Origin of the sequence: Lysinibacillus sp. BS3, from assembly GCF_039614735.1 — a bacterium.
GTDB lineage: Bacteria > Bacillota > Bacilli > Bacillales_A > Planococcaceae > Lysinibacillus > Lysinibacillus capsici.
On sequence record NZ_CP154860.1, the window covers coordinates 4,457,927 to 4,481,244 of the forward strand.

Consider the following 23,318-nt stretch of genomic DNA (forward strand, 5'->3'; position numbering starts at 1 on the left):
CAAAATTCAAATTAAAAGAAAGAAGGAATAAAAATGCCTACATTAACAATTAAAGACACAGATTACGATTTGAAATGTTCAATTATGCTGGATAAAGTACTAAACAAAGTGATTCCAGAAGAGAAATCAAAAGATAAAGATGTTCCTCAAAAGGAGAAAGTTTCAGGCGGTTTCTCAAGATTATTACCTCTATTGATTGAACAAGATTTTGAGGGGCTTTTGTATCTTTGGGAATCAGCAATTAAATTAGCAACAAAAAAACCACCAACGCAAGATGAAATTTTAACTGCTATTGACCAACGTATGGATGAAGAAAACGATGCAACAGCTCTATTTTCAGAAGTATTTGATGCTATTGATGAATCAGCTTTTTCTCGAAACGAGTTTGCGAAATTCAAGAAGAATATGCTGCTCGTAAAAGAGATGAAACGCAAAGACGAAGACGAGGAACAGAAGACAGCATTGATGTTGAAACGTCTGGCGGAGGGGTACAAGGAGATCACTGGACTAGAACTATTCGAGGAAAAAGCGAAGGCTTAACCTATGATGATTTTGAACGTAATTGTGCTAGATTCCTAGGGATATATGACATGCAACTGATTTACTCATGGACACCTAGGGAGTATCGCAATTTCTTGCAAGGTTCACAGTTAGCAAAAATCGATGAATTTGATCGAGCCATTCAAGCTGCTTGGGTGGCTGGCATTGTTTCTAAGCAAAAGAAATCTAAAGAACCGCCAGCCAAAAAATACTTTGATGCGGAAAAAGCACGTAATGAAATACTTTCAGGAACTAATAACACGAAACAAATTGAACTAGACTTCACGCTATATGATCAAATGCGCGAAGAGTTAAAAACATTTGATTGGGAGCTTGTAGAGAAGAAATCATAAAGAGGTGGTGAGTATATGCCAGTTGAGCGCTTTAAAGCCGAAGTTGATGCAGATATATTAGACTTCAAACGAAAAATGGCCGAAGTTGATAGGCAAATGCATGAACTTGCTACAGGTGTGTCAGTAGAGATTAATGCATCGATCAATGAGTTTATGCAGAAGGTGCAGCAAGTACAAGCACAATTGCAAAAGTTGGATGCGACTGAAGCAACTGTTGAAATTGAAGCGATGATCAATGATTTTATGCGTGATCTCTTACAAGTCAGAGCATTAGCACAAGATTTAGATGGTGAATCTATTCAAATAAAAGTATCGCTTGATATGGATGTGTTTTATACACAAATCCTAATGGTTCAAGCAGAGTTAGAAGCTTTGGGCAAACAATCAGTTGAAGTTGACGTTGACTTAAATATGCACAGTGGAGGAGCTGTCACAGATTTAACAACCATCGAGGCTTTGCTTACTGCTATACGTGATGTAACTATTGATATTAGAGCAGATATCAGTAATTTCATGGCAGGCGCAGCTATAGTTAATCACCAGGCAAATGCGTTAGATCGTAGAAATATTGTCATAAAGATTTGGGCTGACTACACTCGTGCAATGAAATCGTACGCCAATACTGTCCAAGCATTCGCTGAAGCTGGACAACAAATGATAGGTGGAGCCTTATTATCTTTGGTGCCTGCCCTGTCACAATTTTTATCCGTTCTTGTTGGTTTGATCGGCTCGTTGGGTGTCATGATTGGCGTGCTAGCAGGTCAATTGTTAATTATGGCTAGTGCGCTAGGAATAGCAGCGTTAGGTTTTGTGGGATTAGCTGCAGTAGCCATTCCTACAATCAAAGATTTGTTTGATGAGACCGCAAAGTTAAGCGCTGAGCAACAACGTGCAAAAGATTCATGGGACGGTTTTAAAGATACTTACGATGATTTAGTTAAAGCTACTGAACAACCTGTATTACAAACCTTTACGAGCGCTATGCAAGGGGCACAAAAAATACTTAAATCATTATCACCGATGATTGAATCTGTAGCACAAAGTGCAGCTAAAATGATGCAAGCTTTTGATAAATCTATCAACAGTCAACCGATTCAAAAGATTTTCGAAACGTTCAACAAATACGGTGCATCAATTTTTGAAAATGTAATTGCAGGTATCGGTCATCTGATAGCTGGGCTTGGTAGTTTAATAGCTGCTCTTGCACCTGCAGCTGAAGCTTGGTCCAAAAACTTCAATGGAATGATGCAATCCTTTGCATCCTGGGCCGATAAATTAAGTGAATCAGAAAGTTTTAAAACGTTTATAGACTATGTTCAAAAGTACATGCCCGTTATCTCATCTATTTTTGCGGACTTAACAATGGGGATTATCGCATTCTTTAGCGCATTTAGTGATATGGGCGGTAGCTTCATGACACGTCTTGCAGAGATGATGGAGAGCTTTAGAGCCTGGGCTGAAACATTAGGTGAAAATCAACAGTTCCAACAATTCCTTAACTTTATTCAAGAATCAACGCCAGCTGTATTAGCATTATTAGGCAATCTGTGGGATTTGATTATAAATCTAGGTATTGCATTCGCTCCAATTGGTGCCGCTGTTTTAGCTGCAGCTAACGCATTTCTACAATGGTTTAATAACTTACTAAAAACAAATGAAACTGCAGCTATGTTGATAGCAGCTCTGCCAGTGGTTTTAGGGGTCATTTCTGCTTTAGTACCTATAGTTATCTCTGTAGTATCGATTTTTGGTAACTTAGCAGCAGCTGTGTTACGTGTACTTCCAAACCTACAGAACTTTTCTAGTATTGTTGATAAAGTCAAAGATGCTGTTAAGTTGGCGTGGGATGTACTAGGGAAATTTGGAAGTAAACTTAGTTGGTTAGTTACGCCTGTAGGTTTAGTAGTAGCTGCTATAGCAGGATTTATTGCTATTTTAGTAACGGCCTATAACAAAGTAGAGTGGTTCCGCGACATTGTTAACGAGGCGTGGGCAAAGATAAGTGCCCGAACAAAAGAAGTTTACGGAAAAATCGCTAAAGATATTTCAGAGGCGCTATCAACTATAGTTGACTTCGGTAAAAAACAGCTCGCTAAGTTCCAAAGTTTCTGGGATGAACACGGAAAAGGCATCATGGAAATCGTGTCGAAAATTGGTGTTTTTGTTGTCACTGGAATATCACTTATGATGGATGGCATGCTTACAGCGACAAGCATTGGCTGGGCTGTTATAAAGGGCATTTTTAAAATTGCCTGGTCTGTAATTACTGGCATCATAGAGGCTGGAATTGCTTTAATTATTGGAATTCAAGAAGCTGGAATGGCAATTTTACAAGGCGATTGGTCGAAAGCTTGGAAAATTATACTAGAAACAGCCGCATCAATCGGTTCAGCAATTGTAAAAAACTTCCAATAAATTATTGGCAGTGTGAAGCAAGCTGGAGTTGACATCGTAAATGGACTTATTTCTGGTATAACCTCAATGTTCGGTTCTGTAGCAAAAGCACTTGGAAAACTGACTGATAAGATCCCTCAGTGGGTTAAATCAGCGCTTGGAATTCATAGCCCCAGTCGCGTCATGGCGGCAATATCGCGTTGGATTCCAGCTGGCATTGCAAAGGGGATTTTAGACAACATCAACATTGCAAAATCAGCAACTCAAGAAATGGCCAATGCGATTGTTCCAGACTTCAGTAGTACTATTAAAGCTTCTCAAGGTCTATTAAAACAAATCAATGACATTAGTAAGAAATACGCCAAAGAGCATGCGGCAACACGCTACGATGAATTTGAAAAACTTCTCAGTGACCAGAAGAAATGGTACAACATTAGTGCCAGCTACGAGAAAGCATACTGGGAAGATGTCGCTAAGCTTTTAAAGGATGGCACAGCTGCTAAAAGGAAAGCGTTAGAAAATGCCCAAGGTGCTTATCAACAAGTTCTAAAAGAACAGTATGATCGCGAAATCAAGTTTATCGATGAAGCTACTAAGTATAATGCAATTTCATTAACCGATAGAATCCAAGCGTATGAGCAGTATATGAAACAATATGCGCTAGGCAGTGAACAGCAAATTGCGTATGAGGAAAAGATTTATGATGCGAAGAAAGAGTTATATGATCGCATGAAGTCTTTATCTGATGACTACTTATCCAAAGTGCAAACTGTCTACGATAATCTAGCCAATGAAGAAAAGCGATTACGTGATGAATGGCAGCAAACATATGATGCAAGGGCAGAAACGCTAAAAAATACTTGGGGCCTTTTCGATAAAGTATCACTTACTGACATGACGGATGTCGACCTATTGGGGAATTTACGTGGTCAGGTTGATACGATGCGCGGCTGGATGAATGATCTGTTTGAGCTTGAAGCCAGAGGGCTTGATGCAGCTCTAATTGGTGAACTGCAACAAATGGGTGCCAAGTCTGCAGCTGAGATAGCAGCATTAACAAGGATGACAGCTAGTGAATTAAATGAGTACCAGATGCTGTGGCAGACAAAAACGGAACTTGCTAAAAAGCAAGCTACGAAAGAATTAGAATCAGCACGGCTTGTTATGGAAGAAGAAGTAGCGAAGTTAAATGCTAACTCTGAAGAAGAACTGAAAAAGCTTCAAAAAACGTTTGAGTCAGAAGTTAGGAAGCTACGTTATGGCGCAGAAGATGAATTTAACCTCATGTCTAAATCTTTGCCTGATATAGGAGCAAATGCTATTCAAGGTTTAATAAAAGGCTTGAACTCAATGAAAGGTAAACTGCAATCTACTGCTAAATCAATAGCTGATAGCTTGAAAAATACACTGCAGACAACTCTTGATTTAGATGGTGTAAATACAGTAACCAAGAATACAGGTGCTGCTTTAACATCCTCACTGCAAAAAAGTGCTATTCAAACTGCTTTTGCAGGCAATAGCTTTACAAGTGATACTTCACAATACATTAATCAGGATCTCGTACAAGATATTGATTATGAACAGCAACCGATAATTCTAAATGTGCATTCAAACTGGACAGGCGAAGAGGTTGAGTATTGGTTAGATGATCGTAGTTCTACTAATATCCAAATAAAAACTTTCAAGAAAGGGTGATGCCATAATGGCTATATTAGAGACGATGGGTGGTGTACGTCATAATTTAACTGATTATGGCGTACCAGTCTTGAAGATTGCTCCGATTGATATCGTCTACAATTCAGAGAACATTAAAGGTCAACCAGGTAGAAATAGAACTGAACGTTTTCATGGTGTCCGTAAGTTGCAATTGACCTTAATGGTTCAGGCTAAAGATGTTACTGATACAGAGCTATTAACAGATCAATTGGCTGATATTTTAGATGGTGATGAGGAGTTTTATATTTATCAGCAACTAATGACGAACAGCTATGGATTTGAAATGCCAGGGCAATCATCGTTTACTGGTGCATTAGATGCCGTTGAATGGACACCGCACATGTACAAGCGATGGAAAGTAGAACGTATTAATAATGATGCGATTGAGTGGAAAGGACTGAAAGGTAAGCGAGTTATTGAGTTTGAAACAAGTGATTTACCTTATGGTGAAACGCCTTTTACATCGATGCAGCTACTTAATAAGGAGTGGGATTTAGAACAGATTGCATGGGGGCTAGGGTTTAAATGGGATGAAGATTCACCACAGTTCACATTTTCTAGTAACGATTTTATGGTGAAGAATTATGGTCAAGTTACAATCAATCCACGTTATATGCCATTTAGAATTGCGTTAAAAGGTTCATTTGCTAGTTACGTACAAATAGAGAACCTTACAACAGGAGATGTATTCCGATACAGTGGAACTCTTTCAACCAATGATACTCTTGTACTCGATGGAGTGAGCTATTTGAAAAACGGCCAACAAGTTACAGGTCAAACTAATAAAAAATTAATATCGCTAAAAAGAGGGGATAATCGATTCTCGATTAGTGGTGGCACCGTCACTTCAATCAGTTTTGATTTTCCTTTTTATTTTAAGTAAAGGAGGGAGTTAACTTTGTCGCTTAAATATCCTTTAAACGAAACGTTATCACCTATTGATCGCGAAGGGCGAAATCGAATAAATGATAACTGGTCACGTATCATGGCTTATTTTGATCATGTACAGTTGCAAATTAAAGCTTTGGCAGGCGGTCATGAAGTGGATGAATTAATTGCTCGTCTTGAGCAGGCTATTGCAAACGCTGAAACTGATCTGCAAAACTATATCGCTCAAGTTGATTCAACTGTACAAGAAGCCATTGATGCCAATAACACAGCTACACAGGATGCAATAAACGCCAATAATCAAGCGTTACAAACCGCACTCAACACAATTGGTGATGCTTTAACTGAGGTAAGTGGAGCAATACAGGCTACTGAAACTGCTACAAATAATGCGGTAGAGGCTAAAAATGCTGCTTTTCAAGCTACTCAAGATGCCCAAAATGCGATTAACTCAATGCAATCACTTATTGATAATTTTGATCCAAAAGGTACATGGTCATCTACAACTCAATACTATAAAAATAATCTAGCAGAGGTTGATGGTCGAACCTATATTGCTTTAAAAGATAATATCAATACACCTGTCACAGATAAAAGTACATGGGCTTTGTTTGCTGACAAAGGCGCTAAGGGCGATAAAGGGGAAAAAGGCGATACAGGTGCTGCATTAAGTATTTTAGATAAATTAACAGATGTTTCCCAATTGCCTACTGAAGGAAATGAAGGAGATGCTTACACTGTTAATGGAGAATTATACGTTTGGTCAGAGAATACGAATACATGGGTAAACGTGGGTAATATTAAAGGTGAAAAAGGGGAGAAAGGTGACACTGGAAAAGATGGATTATCAGCATATGAGGTTGCTGTAAATAACGGATATATTGGTACATCTGAAGAATGGTTAGCTTCACTTAAAGGAGTACGTGGAGAAATTGGTAAAATGACGAAGTACGAATACACTATTCCTGCTACAAGTGAAGGTCAAACAACTTTAGAAATTCCTCTATCTACCTTATCAGTAGACGATGATTTGCTTTTAGTATTGAATGGAATAGTCTTATATCCAGAAACCGACTACACTATCTCAGGAAGTATTGTGAGACTAAAACAACCTGTTCTAGATTATTTTAATTCTGCATTTTTTGTTAGAGTTTTAAAAAACATACCAAAAGATAGCGAAGTACCAACTACTGATGGTAGCTTATTAACTGATGGCAGTGTAGCTAAACAGAAATTAGAATTATCTTTACAGCAGGAGATCAATACTACTACTGAACATTCGGGACAAGATGTATTTTCTGAAAACGGTGCTCATGGTATACGTTATTTTAATGATAAATTAGAGTTTAAAGAGGATTCTAATTGGAATGAAATTGAGACTGGTAGTGTGACTAAACCATTTATAGGTGACTTGAATGATTTAGTTGAAAATGGACTTTATTCTGTTCCAGAAAACACACCTAATGTTCCTTCGAATTTTGGTAGTTGGTTGGTAGAAGTGAAAAAGTCTAGCGATGGTAGTTTTATCGTACAGACAGCCTATAGCGAGAATAACAACAATCTAGGAGAAAGCTCGTTCAAAAGAGTTGCAAAGAAAGATGTGTCTGGTAAGTATGTATGGGGAACTGTGGCTGCTGGCACATCTGGTTATTTAAATAACTGGATGATAGGTAATATTCGTTTGTCTGATTCAATTGATTCAGAAACACCTTTACAAGCTGCATCTCCTAAAGCTGTTAAGCAAGTGAATGATTTAAAAGCAAACAAAGTACAAGAAAATTTCATACAAGCAGTTTTAACTATGGGTACGCAAGATTCCACTTACCCTATTTCGTATTACAAAGACAGTCTAGGTAGAGTGCATGTGGAAGGTCAGGCAAGAGCAGATGCGTCAGGTATGATTGCTTTTACAATGCCTGTAGGGTACAGACCAGCCATAGCTACTCAGGTTGTAATACCTCAAACCACAAACCCTGTCGGTCTGAAAACTATGACACTACAAGTCAACGGTTATTTAATCGTTTCAGGAGGACTTACAGCTAGTGCGTTTGCATCATTCAAATTTAGTTACAGGGCAGGTGCTTAATTTGCGTAAGCGTAAACAGGTTTATGAATTAGATGAAAATATGTATTTAAAAGAAATATATATTGCTGAAATTAACGAACATGGGAATATTGTTGATGAAGATAAACAAGGTTTCATTATTGTAGATATTCCAAGTGGCTTGTTCAAATATAAATGGAATGGAGCAGAATGGATTGAAGGAGAAACTGAAGAAGAAAAAACTGAACGTGAAGCACTACAATTACTAGAGTCGTTAAAACCTACACTAGAAGAACTTGCTAATGCCGAACTAGAAATTAAAATGTTAACAATTCTTACAGAATTGGAGGTTATACAATGACAGAGGAACATCTTGAAGGATTGACACTTGTACAAAAACGTTTGGTAAAAGCTTATGCTACAAGTATCATGGGTGAAGTTCGGACGATTGAAGATGTTAAGCCAACTGAGTTGCAACATTATGTTGAATTAGAAATTGCAGAGCGAGAAATTATGGCATTAACCAATAATTCGGTTAATGCCATTTAGTTTAAATAAAGCATAGTATTCGATAAGAATAATATGTTTAAGATAAAATGCTTTTAACTTGTTGGCCACCGAAAAATAGGGTAGTTCCCATAATCGGCGTTATTATGAATACGAAAATGATTGTTCCAATCATAGTTATCGCTCCTTTTTTATAAATTTAATACTTGAGATTATAATACTATAGAATCTATATAATGTAAATATTTGGGTGAAAAACGGTGTTTTTATAAGGAGTTTGATATATAAATAAAGGTGGTGAAATTTTTGATATTAGATAAGGACTTAAAAACCCCTTAAACATATGTCATTTTCTGAAATTTTAACAAGCAAAGATGACTTTTTTCTTAAATAATAGTAAAAAAAATTTTATTTTTTTATTGTTCCATATTGTTCAGTGTTACGTAGCAATCATTATGACTATGTAAAACAAGAATTTTATTCAAATATCGTTACAATACTCCCCCTACTTCTTAATTGAGTTAGGGGATAAATTTATTTGAAGGATTAATAATCAAAGTAACTGAAAGTAGGAGATACAATTGGCAAGAAATCGTATTTCTAAAAATGAATTAAATGAGAATTTACAATTAGAGATTGAGGGATTTACTGAACATTTGGTACAAGATGTACTTTCTGAAAATGGCGCACATGGTATAAGGTACTTTAATGATAAGTTAGAGACTAAAAATGGTAATACTTGGTCAGAAATTGAAATCGGCAAAGCAAACGCTAGGGGTACTCAATCACTGAGTCCTTACCATGCAATAAGACGTTTTCCTGTATTCAATGGATGGGCAAATGACAGTACAGCAGAATCACTATGGTTGGTGTTTAAAGATATGACTTTAAACGGTCAATTACTTATCAGGGGAGCTGTACACAATGGTATTTCAACAACTAATGCAGGTGGATTTGAGTACTCGTTAAATGTTTTCAGGTTAGCAGGAGATACATCATCTTTAGCTAACCCTACAGAAATATTGTATCTAGGTTCATATGTTGCTGATAGGTTTGTGTTAGGTTCTCAGGTTGTTAAGCTTGCAACTAAACAGCCCGTAATTCCTATAACGAAGCGAAAAAGTAATGCTGCTATTTATTTAGAAATTGAATATCTAACAGGTGAAGGAAATGCCTTTGAAGCTTTAGATTCTATTGAATTTGAATTACAAGTACCTGAAGCTACGCCAAATGAGTCGCCTAAACAACAGTCGATTTTTACACATGTAGGTAATAGTAAACAGAATTTAGCAACCGCTATTACTGGTAAGGGTGTCGCTACCTCAGCAAATGCTACATTTGCTCAAATGGTTGCTAACATTGATGCTATTCCTGCAAAGCTAATGATGACAGGTACAAAATTATCACCATCAAATACGTATAGCTTTAAGTTTGCTAAAGGTACAGGTACGTTATTTCAACCTTATATATCCATTGAAGACATTCCATTTGCGCCCAAAATCATACGTGTTGTTTCAATGACGCTAACTGGTAATGGAGAAGAATACTCGTCACTGTATATAGCTGAGGATGAAGGTTTAGGAGTTAACTTATCTAGACATGTGACAGGGTACTTTGGAGGGGCAACTGCGACTGGTCAGGCTTCTTATTTGATGATAGCTAGTGTTACGAGTCTGAATGGTAAGTGGACAGTTATTATGCCAGTTCCAATAGCGTCTAGGTATTATAAGTATACAATTGTCGGTTAGATAAGGAGGGTGGTATTAATATGAACTTCTCAAGAGGAAATAGGATTTTCTTTGATTCTACAGGTAAGATTCTATGGCAAACAGGAGAGATATGGGAATCTACGCTTCCTGTGCAACATGAAGAAATAAAAGGAGAAATTCGATACGTGGACTTAGAAGTCAATTATTATGACTCGTTGAAACAGTATATTGCTTCAATTAATCCTGAAACAAAAGAACCTGTATTTGAGTATTTTTCCGAACCTGAACCGTCAAAGGAACAATTGAAAATAAATCAATTAGAAGAAGATATTCTTTTATTACAAACAGATGCACAAGTAGGAGGGATTTTATAATGATTAACCAAATTGTAGTGCGTATTGCAGCAGAGCGTATCATGAATGGCGGTTTAAATCCGAAGACCAATCAAGTTTATGTCATTGAAGATGTTACGAATGAGGATTATCGTGTTGCTGTTGAAGATTATATTTTAGCTAATACTGAAGGTATTTAATAGTTCCATATTGTACAGTAAGTCTTTAAAAATTAAATATCAAATAATTATCAAAGCGTCCTCTTTTGAGGATGCTTTTTTCTTTTGCTTGAAAGGAAGTGAGATTATGAAAATCACAATGCAGCTGGGTAAAACAAAAATTGAACATTATGTTCATTGTACTAAAATTACAGCGCCAAAAATTACGTTAGTTGGTGTTCAATCATGCCGTTAGTAAAACATAAAGGTATCGAATACCCAATCAACCATATACAATCAGGTCGTATCGATTTAGAAATCAGTCATGCTCATGAACTGAATATGGTTGTTGTTAATAGGGCTAACAATCCAGCCTATCCATATCTGCAAGAAGAAGCGATTGTAGTTGTGAATGACCATGAGTACCGTATTAAAAAGTTAAGTAATAAAACAAATTATAAAAACATAAGTGCTTTGCATATTGTTATGGATCTTGCTGGAACACCATTCAATCAGAGATTGACAGGCGTTTATACTCCGAACGAAGTGTTTTCCACATTATTAGCTGGCACAGGATGGTCTTTTAACTTTGATGCTGCAGGTGTGCAATCAAGTATTGAGTTAAAGGATTTTGGGCGTAGTAACGTCTGGAAACTGTTTAGAGACTTCTGCAACAGATTACAGGTTGAATTCGGTTTATTACCTAGTCGAGTTTTTGAGATTAGAAAATCATTGAGTGATGATTATGGCCAGCAGTATCGATATGCTCATAACCTTAGAAATCTATCCAAGGATTCCATTTCAACTAACCTAGCTACTCATGTCATCGTCAACTATGGAGAGGACCTGCAGCAAACAGCAACCTTTGAATCGCCAACGTCTAGTAAATACGACCGTGCCGTTTATGGTGACATCATCAATGATGAGCGTATTAAAACATATGAAGAAGCCTATGAGCGCGCGAAAGCTAAGTTTCAAGATATCGATATTTCTTATGAACTGGACATTGCTCAATTAGGTGAGACGCATGAGCTAGGAGAGACCATTCACACAATCTATGAGCCTATGGATGGCTTATCAATCGTCACACGGATTTTAAAAGTTCGTGAAGAATGGAACGGTGAGGAATTTGTTGCTACAAGCGTAAACGTAGGAAACTATGTATTTAAAACAGCAGAAGAAATTTTGCAGGATCAGATTAAAGATACTGAAGATAACGTCAACGAGAGTATTGACCAGACAAAAGAGATTATCCAACGCGAGTATCGTTGGGAGTTAAACGAAACAGTCACTGAATTAGAAAAAAATATTACAACTGAATACACAGCTATGGTAAGTCTTACAGCACGTGAATTACGAACCGAAATGACGCAACATGTAACGAATATTAATACGGACATGGGAAGTATGGAAACGCGTCTCAGCTCGTCAATTTCTCAAACAGCAGCTCAAATTAGGGCAGAAGTAAGGTCAGAAGTGACGACAATAAACGGTGGCATTAATTCAGTTAAAGAAGATGTTTCTCGGTTAGAGATTACAGCAAGTGGCATCCAATCCACCGTTACCTCTCATAGCACTCAAATTGGTGGACTGAATACACAAATGAGTAGTGCACAGTCAAGCATTACACAGATGAGTAACCAAATCACTCAAAAGGTATCTTACACGGAGTACAACGGTAATACGATCGTTTCAAAAATCAATCAAGATGCTTGGTCGTATACTGTTGACGCCCAACGTATTAACTTTAATGGTGCTGTGATTGCTAATGGAAGCATAACCGGTACATCTAGTCTTAATATTGCTACAGATGCAACAGTAGGTAACAATCTGTATCTAGGCCAGGGTGGCGGTTATAAGTCTTTGGTATTTAATAACTCAAATCGAATCAACAGTTCCGGTTACGGTATGGAATTAAATGCTCAAGAAATTAATTTGAATTCTACGGATATAACAATTGGAACAAGTGGAGGAACTACAGACTTTAACGGAACCGTTGATTTCTCTTATGCAGCTGTTCGAGGGGTTGCAAGGGCAAATTCATCTGGCATCGGAATCTCTTATTCTAATGGTACTCTTTATGTACAGGTGAATGGCTCAACAGTAGGTTCAGTAAAACTATCATAAAAGGAGATAATAAAATGGAAAAATACGTAATGATATTGAATGATGGCAGACAGGTAGTAACGACAGGAGTTGATTTGAAAAGTGTAGCAGGTGTATATAATCAGCGACAATCAATTGCAGCTGTAATAGGTAAGAAAAGTATGTCTAAAGGTTTGATAGCTGCTGTTGCTAAACTAAAGGCACTAGACAAAACGAGTGAATCCAATGTGATGGTTCAAGTTGGGCAAACTATTTTATACACTTCGGCAGAACCTGAAAAATTCTTAGATACGTTAACTAACGAAGTTAATAATAAAGAATTTGCAATGGCTAATGATGAAATTTTAATCAGTCGTTCTTTTTACAGCCATGCAGAGGTGATTGAAAATACAAATACTGAAAATGAAGCAGAGACGCAAGCATAGGCTTAGCGTTATTTTTATTGCTTCAAGCAGTTTATTTCCTTACACTGGAAATAATAAGCGAGGTGTGTATATGATCAATTTAACGACAGAAACATTTTATAATTGTGTTGAACTATTAAAACAGATCGGAAGAGAAAATAATCTATCAAAACTAGTAGTTACTTCTAAAGAAGTTCATAAATTAGTAGGTGGTTATCCTGGGCCCAATCATCGGATGCCTATGTGCTGTGATGCGATGTATAAAGCTATGGGAGAAAACGATGAGATTTTAGAGAAACCTCCGAAAGATAAAGGAGCAACATTGAAGATAAAATATCATTTGTAGTTGCTCAAAAACTTGTTAGAGGTCATCCTTTCTTTTTGTCGAAAGATAAATAAAGGAGTGATGTAGATGAAAGATGAAAAAGTGCATTTTAAATGTGGTTACACATACTTAAGAAAAGGTGTAGAAAAATCAGCTACGTACATTTCACCAAAGGTCAGTCAGAATTTTACTAACCCAAATGTTATTGCGAGGAAATTAGCAAATGAAATATTGATAGAAACTGGACGAACAGTAAAATCCTTCACATTCGTGGGAAAAGAACCAGTTCGTAGTGAGTAGGCATCCTCTGTTAAGGGTGCTTTTTATATTCCCAAACGCTTGGGATTTTGCATTTATATTTGAGGAAGCAGGTGTTTTATGGAGTTAACAGCTATTGTAGGTGTGTTAAGTGCTTTATTTGGAATGCTATTTACTTATCTTGCATTCCTGAAAAACAGAGATAAGGACGTGCAACAAAGTGCCGCAGAATCAGCCGTAATTAGTACAAAATTAGACGCAATTAGTAATGGTGTAGAAAACATTAGGGTGGACATGAGAGTAGAGCAAAAAGCACGTATGGATTTATCAGAACGTGTCACACGTGTAGAAGAATCAAGTAAGCAGGCCCATAAACGAATTGATGAACTGGGGGAAAAATTATATGAAAATTAATTGGAAAGTACGTTTAAAACACAAACCGTTTTTAGTGTCATTATTCGCATTTTTGTTATTGCTCGTTCAACAAGTAACGGCAGCATTTGGATATAGTTTACCTGAAGCAGTTGGCGAACAAGCCACTGCTATTTTTAATACCATTTTAAGTATTTTGATTTTGCTAGGGATCGTCGTTGATCCTACAACAAGTGATGTCAGCGATAGTGTTCAGGCATTAAAATACCAAAAACCAAAGGATGATGAATAATGTCTTATACATTCAAGCAAATCTTTTTACCTTCAAGCAAGTATTCAATCAAGGCTCCATATATAATGGTGCCTCAATATATCACTGTACACAATACAGCCAATGATGCGCCAGCAGCTAACGAGATTTCGTACATGATTAGTAACAACAACCAAGTGTCTTACCATGTTGCTGTAGATGATAAAGAGGTGATTCAAGCTATTCCGTTTACGCGTAACGCTTGGCATTGTGGAGATGGGGGAGGTAATACTGATCCTAACGCACACAAGAAGGGTAACCGTATATCTATCGGGGTAGAAATTTGCTACAGCAAAAGTGGTGGTGTTCGATACGGAATAGCTGAGGAAAATGCTGTTCAGTACATTGCAAAATTATTGAAACAATATGGCTGGGGCATTGAGAGAGTGAAGAAACATCAGGACTGGAATGGTAAATATTGTCCACATAGAATTTTAAATGAGGACCGTTGGAATAGTTTCTTGAAACGGATTGAAGAAGCAATGAAGCCAATGGAAATACAAAAACCAACAGAAAAGGATGATGAAACAATGAGATTTACAAACCCAACAACTGAAAATACTGTACGTGATTACATTAAACAATCTGTAGATAAAGGCAAGATTGATAAGTCTTGGCTTGATAAATTCGATGCTGGTACGTTAACAACTGGAGATTTTGAAGGTTTGAAGATTATTATTGAGCAGCGAAGTAAATAATCACTCGGCCCAGACTCAAATTGAGTATCTGGGCTTTTTTGGTTTAACTTAAATATTAATTATTTTTTATTAGGCATAGATAAAAGTATACCTATAGAACTTTCCGTAGTTGTAAGCTTAATTTCTGCATCATCTTTTGTATAAACCCTTAATGTGTCCCCATCTTCAAATTTTTCACTGTCGACCTCTTTCCAGCCTTTTAACATAATTAAAAGCTTATAGTCAAAAGGAAGCCCATTCGTCACTTTTGGCCAATCCAAATATAGCGAGTTAGATATATTTGATTCAATATCTATAAGTTCATCTTCCCCAAATACTTCAGCATCTTTAGGTACTGGAAACCCGTTTACTATGACTCCTTCTTCATATCTTGAATCTAGCACAAAGTAAGATATTCCTACAAGCGCTACTAAGACAATTGCAATTACTGCCACTATTTTTTTAATTTTACACACACCCCTTCATTACCATTTTAGGTAATTCGACATAATTTGTATATAACAAAAAAACAGACAACATTATTAGTTATCTGCTTCATCTTAAAACGGCAGTAAGAAGGTTAATCAACATCTTATGCAGAAATATTTGTAAAAGGCGGTGAAGATCATGAATTACAAAACAATAGTGCCAGTACGGTTTTTATTCAAGCGCAGGCCAGATGATGTAGAGATTGTAGGTGTATCAAATTTGTTTTTGATTCGAGAGGAACACGAAGCTCTAACAGATGAAATGGTCTTAAAACTTTTACGAGATCAAGGCTGCAATGTAATCAGGTTGATCCGTGAGGGTGAAAATGTAATAGGAGTTGATTTTAAGCAGTATTAAAGCCTTCTAACTATAGAGGGCTATTTTTTTTGCATAAAAACCGTAGTTAAGTGAGTAATTAGGATTAAATAGGCTATGATTTTTTAGTTAGAATGTATTCCTTGTTCAGGTTTAATATGGTAACTTTGGTATGCACATAGATTTTTTATAAAAAGGAGAGTATGAAATGTTACATAGGAAATCAAGGAAAAATAATTTAATGATTAAAGCAATAGCAGCGAGTGTTATGACAGCTGCTATGGTTATTCCAGTTGCTACTGAAAATGCACAAGCTGTTCCAGTTACAAAAACAACGTTTAAAGATGTACCTAAATCCCATTGGGCCTATAAGTCCATTAAACAGGTCGCGGAAAAAGGATTAGTTACTGGATATGAAGACGGTACATACAAACCTTCTGCTCAAGTTACTCGCGCTGAGTTTGCAACGTTTTTAGCTAGAGTATTTGATCGTAACGAGCGAGCTACTGTAAGTTTTAGTGATGTTTCAGATACACATTGGGCTCATGAAGCAATCCAAGAGGGATTAGCTTTAGGGTTTATCAAAGCAGAGGATTTCTCTAAAAATAAATTTGAACCAAATAAACCAATGACTCGTGGGGAAATGTCCCGTTGGTTAGCGAATGGTTTAGCACATGCTAATGCTAATTATGGCAAAGCAATCGAGGAAATGGCGAATTCAAACCTTACTTTAATACCGATTCCCGAATTTTATAAGGGTGGAGTAGACAAAAAAGACTTACCTTATATTGGGGTAGCATTAGGTACGGGATTGCTTTCAGGCTATGAGGACTTCACCTTTAAGCCGAATGGTAATACAACTCGTGCCGAGGTAGCAACAATCCTTATTCGTTACATGGATACATTGAAGAGAGTGCCATCTGATTTCATAGGTTTACAGGAACTTCGTGAGGTTGCTAATACAGGGACGAATATATTGACACTCACAAATTTTGAAAAAAGGAGGTATAGCGATACTGCTTCTTGGTACAGAAGTACAGAAAAATCTGCGAAAAAGCTAAATATGAGTGTAGAAGAATATATAAATATGGTCTATGGGGTGGCATTTAAGCTACCAGTTGAGGGAGAAGCTGTAGGTGGTTTCGAGGATGTACTAGGGAAACCATATACTTTGCTAAACAAACGTGCTGTTAACACTATAGAACGTGTCATTTTCGTGGACACAAGAGGTTCACAAGCAAAAGGTATCTACAAGGATATGTTTTTTTATACAGATCAAAACCCGAACTCATTTAATATATTAAATAGAAATTTATATCATGTATATTCCGAATACACAACAACACCAAGTCAAAATACCACTTTATCTAGTATGTATAATGGCTCTGTAATGGGACAAGTAAGTTCGCAAGTTGTTAATAAAGTAAAAGTAGAACAATTTGGTATCACATCACCTCGAACAACAGACGGATGGTACTATGAGGAAGTGGAAAAGGGAGTATTCAAAAAAATAACAAACGATTTCTTCACAAAAGGTAAAACTGTCCGCTATTGGGCGGAACAATTTGAAAGTGAAACAACTAACGATCCAATATCAGGACGTACAGATGATGGAATTCGCTACTATTATGAAATTATAAAATAAAAAGTGTATTCAAATACTTAGAATTTACAATTTTAACTAAGATAACAAGTGAAAGAAGCATAAAGAAAAAAACAATTAAGACCACTCCATGATGGGTGGTCTTAATTGTTATTTTTAAAAAAATTCCCAATATAATTATGCCAATAAAAAACCAATTATGTATAATAAATATAGTAAATTTGAAGGAGGGAAATTATGAAAAAGTTATTATTATCATTTTTAACTTTTATTCTAGTAATTGCTTTGGTGTTACCAATCAATACTGAAGCTGCTCAAAAAAGCACAGATAATAGTTCACCAATCACAACAGAAAATATCATTAAACAATTTAAAACTGATGGATTAGAAGTAGGTGCTGTTTCAGATTTGCCTAATAAAGAATTTGGGAATGGGCGTAAGGAAGGAAATCGAATTTTAATTCCTTCATTAGGTGAAGATGCTGGTGGAAGGTTGTTTATTTTTAATGATGCTAAGAGCTTAGCTCAAGCTAAAGGTTATTATGACGGATTAAGTAGTATGGGACCCTTATTCTACTCACATACACATCAAAATGGCTTAATTTTATTACAAATGAACGGTAATATGAGCGATGCTGACTTTAAAAAGTACGCTGACTCAATCGATGCCGTAGTGTCAGGGAAAAATGCTAATACAACATCTCCAGCAGCACCAACTAAAAAAGGTGAAATGAAGGTTCATTTTATTGATGTAGGGCAGGGCGATTCTATACTTATTCAATCTCACGATGGAAAGAATATTTTAGTAGATGGAGGACCAAAATCAGCAGGAAAGACTGTTGTCAATTACCTAAAATCAAAAGGTGTTAAAAAGCTAGACTATGTAGTAGCAACACATCCAGATGCTGATCATGTTGGGGGACTAATTGCAGTATTAAACTCAATTTCTGTTGGTAAGTTTGTGAATAGTGGTAAATCTCATACTACAGAAACATACACTCAACTTTTAAAACTTGTAGAACAAAAAAATATTAAGTATATAGAACCTAAAATAGGTGAAATTTTAATAGGTGATTGGACTTCTGATTTTTACTTACAATCGTTATATTCTGATGCCAAAGCAGTAGATACAAATGATGCTTCAATTGTATTAAAAACAGGATATAAAAACGTTGAATTTTTGCTAATGGCAGATGCAAGTAAAGACTTGGAAGAATTACTTACCAATTCTTTTGATTCTTTAAATGTACAGATTTTGAAAGCTGGGCATCACGGTTCTAATACAAGTACATCATCAAAATTTTTAAATGCAGTTAAACCTGAAGTAACAATATTAAGCTATGGTAAGGATAATAGCTATGGTCATCCAAATAATGAGGTTTTAAATAATCTAAAGAGCGCGGGAAGTAAAGTGTATTCAACAGCTCAAGACGGTACAATCGTAATTAAAACTAATGGTAAGACTTATAATGTTGCTGCTAAGGAGTTTAACGTACCAGAGTCAAAACCTTCTCAGCAGAAGCCCGAAACAAAACCTACAGAACCAGTCAAAGAATCCTTTAAAAACTGTTCAGAATTGCGAGCTGTTTATCCGGGAGGCGTAATGAGTGGTCACCCAGCTTATGAATTACAACATGATGCAGATAATGATGGATGGGCATGTGAACCAGTGGAGGATAGTTACACAGAAAAACCAACTACAACTCCTATAACAACACCAAGTGAACCTTCAAGAGAGAGTTTTAAAAATTGTACAGAGCTAAGAAAAGTTTATCCTAATGGCGTAGACTCTTCGCATCCAGCTTATGAAAAGAAGCATGACCGCGACGGAGACGGTTTGGCTTGTGAAAAATAAGTTAAATAAAGAGTAGTAATAATAAAATGTTGTAGAAAAGTTGTTTATATTAGAGACAGCTTTTCTACATTAAATAGGAGGTTTCTAATGGAAAGAGTAATTTTACAACCAACTGGTAGTAAAGAATCTAGAATGCATTACAATGATACGATACATAATCCTGTTGAGTTAAAATCTATTGAAGAATTCTTGGATAAGAAAATCTATAAAGATTTATTTGAAATTTATCCTAATGGTTATGCACATATTTGGGGAGTAACTCCTGGTAAAAATAATGTCAATGTGAACAAGTGGGGGAAAATTAATAAGGGAGATATAGCATTCTTTTCAGCAAATAAAGTTTTATTTACAAGTGGTACTGTAGCTTTAACCATAAATAATAAATCACTGGCATTACACCTATGGGGGAAAAACAAAGAAAATGATACTTGGCAATATATATACTTTCTAGACAACATTAAAAATCATGATATATCCATTGAAGTGATAAATGAGCTTATTGGGTATAAGGATAATTATGTTGTCCAAGGATTCACCGTTTTAGATGAACATAAAAGTAGATTAATAATAGAATCATATGATTTGTATTCAGATAAACATTACTCTCCAACTAATAAAACCAATATTGAAGAAAAGCTGGAAAAATTATTAGTAACAGGAACTGATTCTGAGAGAAATATAAAGGCTCGAAAAGAGCAACGCTTATTAAGCGAGTACTTGTTTGAAGGTAAATATAAATGTAAGTGTCAAATATGTAATGAAGAATATCCTGTTGAATTTTTACATACTGCACATATAAAGAAAAGACAATTTTGTGATGATAATGAAAGACTAGATGTTAAAAATATAGTTATGCCAATTTGTAAGTTTGGTTGTGACGATCTTTTTGAAAAAGGTTACATTGTTGTTAATAACGGAGAGGTTATTATTAATCGCAGAGGTAATACTAATAGTTTTAATAAGAAATTAGGTAAATTAGAAGGGAACCATTGTGATTTTTGGAATGAAAATAGTAAGTTGTATTTTCAATGGCATCAAAAATACCATGGATTTAAGTGATAGGTAACAATTGTGATTTTTATTTGATAATTTAGTGGGATTGTTACATCTACTCATGCAGCATAATCATGATGGGGATGTTTGGGCTTATGAGAACAAGAACCATATTTTAATATAGAAATAAGGAGTGTTAATAGTGGAAATTAATAATGAAGAATTTGAAAAGACATTTGATGAAGCATTTGAGCAAAAGAGTGAAGAAATAAATAGTCAGTTAAATAGAGAGGTTTTAATTGCCATGGTAGGAGATGTAAACTGCGGTAAATCTTCTACAATTAACAAACTAATGAAAGAAGACATTGCAAGCGTAGGGTCAAAACCAGGAGAAACTGTTGAAATTAGAGAAATCCCATATAAAGATAACATTATTTTCGTTGATACTCCTGGTTTAGATGATGTTGTTAAAGTAAATTCTGAAATTACTTTAGGTTACTACAAAAACTCAGATGTTATTTTGTTTTTCTTAAATGCTGCTGGGACAGTTCTCTCTGAAAATGAACTGAAAAATTTAAAAGATATAGAGAAAGTTAACCGGGATATTATAATCGTATTAAATAAAATTGATGCTGCAGACGATATTCCTGAATTAGTTAAATATATTCAAGATCACACTAATTTTAAATATCCTGTAGTCCCTATTTCTTCACGAACTGGTGAGAATATATCAATGCTACAAAATAAGTTACTTGATATTTTAGAAAAAAAGTCCAAAGATATAATGTTTGCCATGAACTTAAAGGAAAAAAGCACGACTGCTAATCGCTGGATTCTTGCAGCAGGGGTATCATCGGCTACAGTTGGGGCATCACCTATTCCAGGATCAGATTTTATTCCATTAACAGGTATCCAAGTTGGATTAATGCTTAAATTATCTACACTATACGAAAAGCCTATTTCAAAAGAAAACGCTAAAGAACTACTGATAGTAACAGTTGTTGGTAATGTGGGTAAAACTATATTCAGACAAATTGTGAAATTTGTTCCTGGTGCTGGTTCTATAATAGGAGCTAGTGTAGCTGGTGCAACAACAGTAGCTCTAGGTTACGCCATAAAATATATGCATGAGAATAATATTGATTTACAAGCTGCGCAATTAAAATCGATTTATGAGATGTTATTAAAAAAAGAAAAAGAGAAACAAGAAAAATATGAGGGGGATGACGACGAAGATATTACTTTTGTTAAATGATAGACACTGCATAAGAAAATGAATATTTTATATATTCAATCAATATAATTACTATGATTAAATTTTAGATAATTGGAGTGAGGCTATTGGACAAAATTAGAATTAGGAATCTAAGAAGTCTAAAAGATACTAACGATATAGATATAAAACCTTTAACTATTTTAGTTGGAAAAAATAGTTCAGGAAAAAGTACATTTCTTAGATTTTTTCCACTTATGAAGCAGACATTATCAATAAAGAAAAATGAGCCAATTCTTTGGTACAGTAAAGAAAATGTAGACTTTGGTAGTTTTTACGAAAGTTTAAATAGAAATAGTGTGACAGAACATATAGGATTTGATTTTAATTTCACTGTTAGTGAACTAAATGATGGTACTATTGAAGCAAAACCTATGGAGATTTTTTTGAGTGTAGACCTAAAAGAAAAAAATTTAGGAAAAATTACTATTACTATGTTTGATACCATCATTAAATTCATAGAAGTAGGTGATGAGTATTTCGTTTATATAAATAATCAAAAATTTAATGATCCATTCATTATATTAAACTCAGAAGTGTTTGATAAATTCTTACCAAGTTTTATATTAAAAGTGAATGATAATCAAGAAAAAAGAAAAATTTCTTTAGTTGAGTATTTCAGAGAAATTTTATACGGTGAATTATCAAAAATAGTAAAAAATCAAAAATTAAAAATAAATAATTCAGAGCTAGATTTAGAATTAAAAAAAATTGTAAGTAAAATACATCTTGTTAATTTAGAACTAATTAATGAAGGTATTGAGAAAACTATTCGACAACTTAATAAAGCGATAAATAGAGAATTTACTAAAAATAGTTATTATTTTGGAGATTCTTTTCTAGAGGAATATGACTTAAAAAGTGATTCTTTAAATAAAGTAATTGTGAACGTTCTACAAGAAGCTAGTGAGGTAGAAATAGAGCGATTGAATAATTTACTTTATGGTGTCTATTTGGGAAATATTTTAAATATGTGTAATGAGTATTTAACTACTTATTTTTCAAAAGTTCATTATATTGCACCATTAAGAGCCAGTGCTCAAAGATACTATAGAATACAAGGGCTTGCTGTTGATGAAATAGATCCGCAAGGTGAAAATATTCCTATGGCTATTACTCACCTTAATTGGCAAGATAAAAATAATTTTAAAAAATGGATGAAGCAAAACTTTGGATTTGAAATAGATACTAATACTGTAGGTGGACATGTATCCTTAAATATTTCATTCGGTACCAATGAAAAATTAAATTTAGCAGATACCGGGTTTGGTTTTTCTCAAATATTACCAATTTTATTATTGGTTTGGAGAGTTGAGAATGAGAAAACTAATAAAAAAAGTTTACGCCGTTCAATAAACATTAATACACATACAATTGTTATTGAACAACCTGAACTACATTTGCATCCAGCACTTCAAGCTCGTTTAACCGATGCATTAGTTAAGTGTATTGATGTTACTAATAAACGTGGAATTAATTTAACCGTTGTTCTTGAAACTCATAGTGAAACAATTGTTAATCGTGTAGGGCAATTAATTTATCAAGAGAAAATTGGTAATGAAAAAGTTAATGTATTAATATTCGGGGATTTGGAAAATGGTACTAATCCTTCTGAATCATCAATAAACACTGTTTCTTACAATGAGGAAGGGGCAATTGAAAATTGGCCTCTAGGTTTCTTTTATCCGGAGGTATAGT

The 23,318-nt window shown here is 35.2% G+C and carries 24 protein-coding genes and 1 pseudogene; 24 read left to right on the plus strand and 1 reads right to left on the minus strand.

Annotated elements, in window-relative coordinates:
* Positions 1–33: 33 nt before the first annotated feature.
* The 18 genes and pseudogenes from AAJG31_RS22280 to AAJG31_RS22365 form a co-directional block, all read left to right on the plus strand.
* The gene (locus AAJG31_RS22280; RefSeq protein WP_279495546.1) at positions 34–540 is read left to right on the plus strand and encodes a tail assembly chaperone; all 507 of its coding nucleotides are present in this window, start codon (positions 34–36) and stop codon (positions 538–540) included.
* Between the two features lie 50 nt (positions 541–590).
* Positions 591–893, plus strand: coding sequence for a hypothetical protein (locus AAJG31_RS22285; protein ID WP_279495545.1), 303 nt, complete (start codon positions 591–593; stop codon positions 891–893).
* Between the two features lie 15 nt (positions 894–908).
* Complete coding sequence (locus AAJG31_RS22290) at positions 909–3,308, plus strand: hypothetical protein (RefSeq protein WP_279495544.1); 2,400 nt, start codon at positions 909–911, stop codon at positions 3,306–3,308.
* A gap of 66 nt (positions 3,309–3,374) precedes the next feature.
* The gene (locus tag AAJG31_RS22295) at positions 3,375–4,982 is read left to right on the plus strand and encodes a hypothetical protein (RefSeq protein WP_345803561.1); all 1,608 of its coding nucleotides are present in this window, start codon (positions 3,375–3,377) and stop codon (positions 4,980–4,982) included.
* A gap of 7 nt (positions 4,983–4,989) precedes the next feature.
* Positions 4,990–5,886 carry a phage tail domain-containing protein gene (locus AAJG31_RS22300; protein WP_279495542.1) on the plus strand — a complete coding sequence of 299 codons (897 nt, stop codon included), beginning with the start codon at positions 4,990–4,992 and terminating at the stop codon, positions 5,884–5,886.
* A 15-nt stretch (positions 5,887–5,901) separates the two neighbouring features.
* Positions 5,902–7,977: a tail fiber protein gene (locus AAJG31_RS22305; protein ID WP_279495541.1), complete on the plus strand. Its 2,076-nt coding sequence runs from the start codon at positions 5,902–5,904 to the stop codon at positions 7,975–7,977.
* The gene (locus tag AAJG31_RS22310; RefSeq protein ID WP_279495540.1) at positions 7,934–8,296 is read left to right on the plus strand and encodes a hypothetical protein; all 363 of its coding nucleotides are present in this window, start codon (positions 7,934–7,936) and stop codon (positions 8,294–8,296) included. The genes AAJG31_RS22305 and AAJG31_RS22310 overlap by 44 nt, the downstream gene beginning before the upstream one ends.
* Positions 8,293–8,484 (plus strand): hypothetical protein, encoded by a 192-nt coding sequence (locus tag AAJG31_RS22315; RefSeq protein ID WP_279495539.1) that lies wholly within the window; start codon positions 8,293–8,295, stop codon positions 8,482–8,484. Before AAJG31_RS22310 ends, AAJG31_RS22315 begins: the two co-directional genes overlap by 4 nt.
* Before the next feature lie 539 nt (positions 8,485–9,023).
* Complete coding sequence (locus tag AAJG31_RS22320; RefSeq protein WP_279495538.1) at positions 9,024–10,190, plus strand: hypothetical protein; 1,167 nt, start codon at positions 9,024–9,026, stop codon at positions 10,188–10,190.
* 20 nt (positions 10,191–10,210) lie between these two features.
* Positions 10,211–10,525 carry a hypothetical protein gene (locus tag AAJG31_RS22325; RefSeq protein ID WP_279495537.1) on the plus strand — a complete coding sequence of 105 codons (315 nt, stop codon included), beginning with the start codon at positions 10,211–10,213 and terminating at the stop codon, positions 10,523–10,525.
* Positions 10,525–10,683: a hypothetical protein gene (locus AAJG31_RS22330; RefSeq protein ID WP_279495536.1), complete on the plus strand. Its 159-nt coding sequence runs from the start codon at positions 10,525–10,527 to the stop codon at positions 10,681–10,683. Before AAJG31_RS22325 ends, AAJG31_RS22330 begins: the two co-directional genes overlap by 1 nt.
* A 204-nt stretch (positions 10,684–10,887) precedes the next feature.
* Positions 10,888–12,768, plus strand: a complete 1,881-nt coding sequence (locus AAJG31_RS22335) for a phage tail protein (RefSeq protein WP_279495535.1) — start codon at positions 10,888–10,890, stop codon at positions 12,766–12,768.
* Positions 12,769–12,782: 14 nt separating this feature from the next.
* Entirely contained in the window at positions 12,783–13,172 is a 390-nt protein-coding gene (locus AAJG31_RS22340; protein ID WP_279495534.1) for a hypothetical protein, read from the plus strand.
* 70 nt (positions 13,173–13,242) lie between these two features.
* Positions 13,243–13,497, plus strand: a complete 255-nt coding sequence (locus AAJG31_RS22345; protein WP_279495533.1) for a hypothetical protein — start codon at positions 13,243–13,245, stop codon at positions 13,495–13,497.
* Between the two features lie 66 nt (positions 13,498–13,563).
* On the plus strand, positions 13,564–13,776 hold the full coding sequence (locus AAJG31_RS22350) for a hypothetical protein (protein ID WP_279495532.1): 213 nt from the start codon (positions 13,564–13,566) through the stop codon (positions 13,774–13,776).
* 78 nt (positions 13,777–13,854) lie between these two features.
* Positions 13,855–14,148: a hypothetical protein gene (locus tag AAJG31_RS22355; RefSeq protein ID WP_279495530.1), complete on the plus strand. Its 294-nt coding sequence runs from the start codon at positions 13,855–13,857 to the stop codon at positions 14,146–14,148.
* Entirely contained in the window at positions 14,138–14,398 is a 261-nt protein-coding gene (locus tag AAJG31_RS22360) for a phage holin (protein WP_279495529.1), read from the plus strand. The genes AAJG31_RS22355 and AAJG31_RS22360 overlap by 11 nt, the downstream gene beginning before the upstream one ends.
* A pseudogene (locus tag AAJG31_RS22365) lies at positions 14,398–14,874 on the plus strand (N-acetylmuramoyl-L-alanine amidase); the annotation flags it as partial. The gene AAJG31_RS22360 and the pseudogene AAJG31_RS22365, both read left to right, overlap by 1 nt.
* A 299-nt stretch (positions 14,875–15,173) precedes the next feature.
* Here the strand turns inward: AAJG31_RS22365 and AAJG31_RS22370 are convergent.
* On the minus strand, positions 15,174–15,569 hold the full coding sequence (locus AAJG31_RS22370; protein WP_345803562.1) for a hypothetical protein: 396 nt from the start codon (positions 15,567–15,569) through the stop codon (positions 15,174–15,176).
* Positions 15,570–15,720: 151 nt separating this feature from the next.
* On the opposite strand from AAJG31_RS22370, the gene AAJG31_RS22375 reads away from it, so the two are divergent.
* The 6 genes from AAJG31_RS22375 to AAJG31_RS22400 all read left to right on the plus strand — a co-directional run bounded on the left by AAJG31_RS22375 (position 15,721) and on the right by AAJG31_RS22400 (position 23,317).
* A complete protein-coding gene (locus AAJG31_RS22375; protein ID WP_279495527.1) occupies positions 15,721–15,939 on the plus strand; it encodes a hypothetical protein in 219 nt (72 codons plus the stop codon).
* A 166-nt stretch (positions 15,940–16,105) separates the two neighbouring features.
* Positions 16,106–17,542 (plus strand): S-layer homology domain-containing protein, encoded by a 1,437-nt coding sequence (locus AAJG31_RS22380; RefSeq protein ID WP_279495526.1) that lies wholly within the window; start codon positions 16,106–16,108, stop codon positions 17,540–17,542.
* A gap of 195 nt (positions 17,543–17,737) precedes the next feature.
* The gene (locus tag AAJG31_RS22385) at positions 17,738–19,354 is read left to right on the plus strand and encodes an excalibur calcium-binding domain-containing protein (RefSeq protein ID WP_279495525.1); all 1,617 of its coding nucleotides are present in this window, start codon (positions 17,738–17,740) and stop codon (positions 19,352–19,354) included.
* 87 nt (positions 19,355–19,441) lie between these two features.
* Complete coding sequence (locus tag AAJG31_RS22390) at positions 19,442–20,413, plus strand: HNH endonuclease (RefSeq protein ID WP_279495524.1); 972 nt, start codon at positions 19,442–19,444, stop codon at positions 20,411–20,413.
* Positions 20,414–20,549: 136 nt separating this feature from the next.
* On the plus strand, positions 20,550–21,602 hold the full coding sequence (locus AAJG31_RS22395; protein ID WP_279495523.1) for a GTP-binding protein: 1,053 nt from the start codon (positions 20,550–20,552) through the stop codon (positions 21,600–21,602).
* A gap of 86 nt (positions 21,603–21,688) precedes the next feature.
* Positions 21,689–23,317 (plus strand): AAA family ATPase, encoded by a 1,629-nt coding sequence (locus AAJG31_RS22400; RefSeq protein ID WP_279495522.1) that lies wholly within the window; start codon positions 21,689–21,691, stop codon positions 23,315–23,317.
* Position 23,318: the final 1 nt, after the last annotated feature.

Excerpts from the sequence above, each read along its gene's own strand:
- AAJG31_RS22280 (WP_279495546.1), top strand. The coding sequence starts at position 34 with ATGCCTACATTAACAATTAAAGACACAGATTACGATTTGAAATGTTCA.
- AAJG31_RS22285 (WP_279495545.1), top strand. The coding sequence starts at position 591 with ATGCAACTGATTTACTCATGGACACCTAGGGAGTATCGCAATTTCTTG.
- AAJG31_RS22290 (WP_279495544.1), top strand. The coding sequence starts at position 909 with ATGCCAGTTGAGCGCTTTAAAGCCGAAGTTGATGCAGATATATTAGAC.
- AAJG31_RS22295 (WP_345803561.1), top strand. The coding sequence starts at position 3,375 with ATGTTCGGTTCTGTAGCAAAAGCACTTGGAAAACTGACTGATAAGATC.
- AAJG31_RS22300 (WP_279495542.1), top strand. The coding sequence starts at position 4,990 with ATGGCTATATTAGAGACGATGGGTGGTGTACGTCATAATTTAACTGAT.
- AAJG31_RS22315 (WP_279495539.1), top strand. The coding sequence starts at position 8,293 with ATGACAGAGGAACATCTTGAAGGATTGACACTTGTACAAAAACGTTTG.
- AAJG31_RS22325 (WP_279495537.1), top strand. The coding sequence starts at position 10,211 with ATGAACTTCTCAAGAGGAAATAGGATTTTCTTTGATTCTACAGGTAAG.
- AAJG31_RS22330 (WP_279495536.1), top strand. The coding sequence starts at position 10,525 with ATGATTAACCAAATTGTAGTGCGTATTGCAGCAGAGCGTATCATGAAT.
- AAJG31_RS22335 (WP_279495535.1), top strand. The coding sequence starts at position 10,888 with ATGCCGTTAGTAAAACATAAAGGTATCGAATACCCAATCAACCATATA.
- AAJG31_RS22340 (WP_279495534.1), top strand. The coding sequence starts at position 12,783 with ATGGAAAAATACGTAATGATATTGAATGATGGCAGACAGGTAGTAACG.
- AAJG31_RS22345 (WP_279495533.1), top strand. The coding sequence starts at position 13,243 with ATGATCAATTTAACGACAGAAACATTTTATAATTGTGTTGAACTATTA.
- AAJG31_RS22350 (WP_279495532.1), top strand. The coding sequence starts at position 13,564 with ATGAAAGATGAAAAAGTGCATTTTAAATGTGGTTACACATACTTAAGA.
- AAJG31_RS22355 (WP_279495530.1), top strand. The coding sequence starts at position 13,855 with ATGGAGTTAACAGCTATTGTAGGTGTGTTAAGTGCTTTATTTGGAATG.
- AAJG31_RS22360 (WP_279495529.1), top strand. The coding sequence starts at position 14,138 with ATGAAAATTAATTGGAAAGTACGTTTAAAACACAAACCGTTTTTAGTG.
- AAJG31_RS22375 (WP_279495527.1), top strand. The coding sequence starts at position 15,721 with ATGAATTACAAAACAATAGTGCCAGTACGGTTTTTATTCAAGCGCAGG.
- AAJG31_RS22380 (WP_279495526.1), top strand. The coding sequence starts at position 16,106 with ATGTTACATAGGAAATCAAGGAAAAATAATTTAATGATTAAAGCAATA.
- AAJG31_RS22385 (WP_279495525.1), top strand. The coding sequence starts at position 17,738 with ATGAAAAAGTTATTATTATCATTTTTAACTTTTATTCTAGTAATTGCT.
- AAJG31_RS22390 (WP_279495524.1), top strand. The coding sequence starts at position 19,442 with ATGGAAAGAGTAATTTTACAACCAACTGGTAGTAAAGAATCTAGAATG.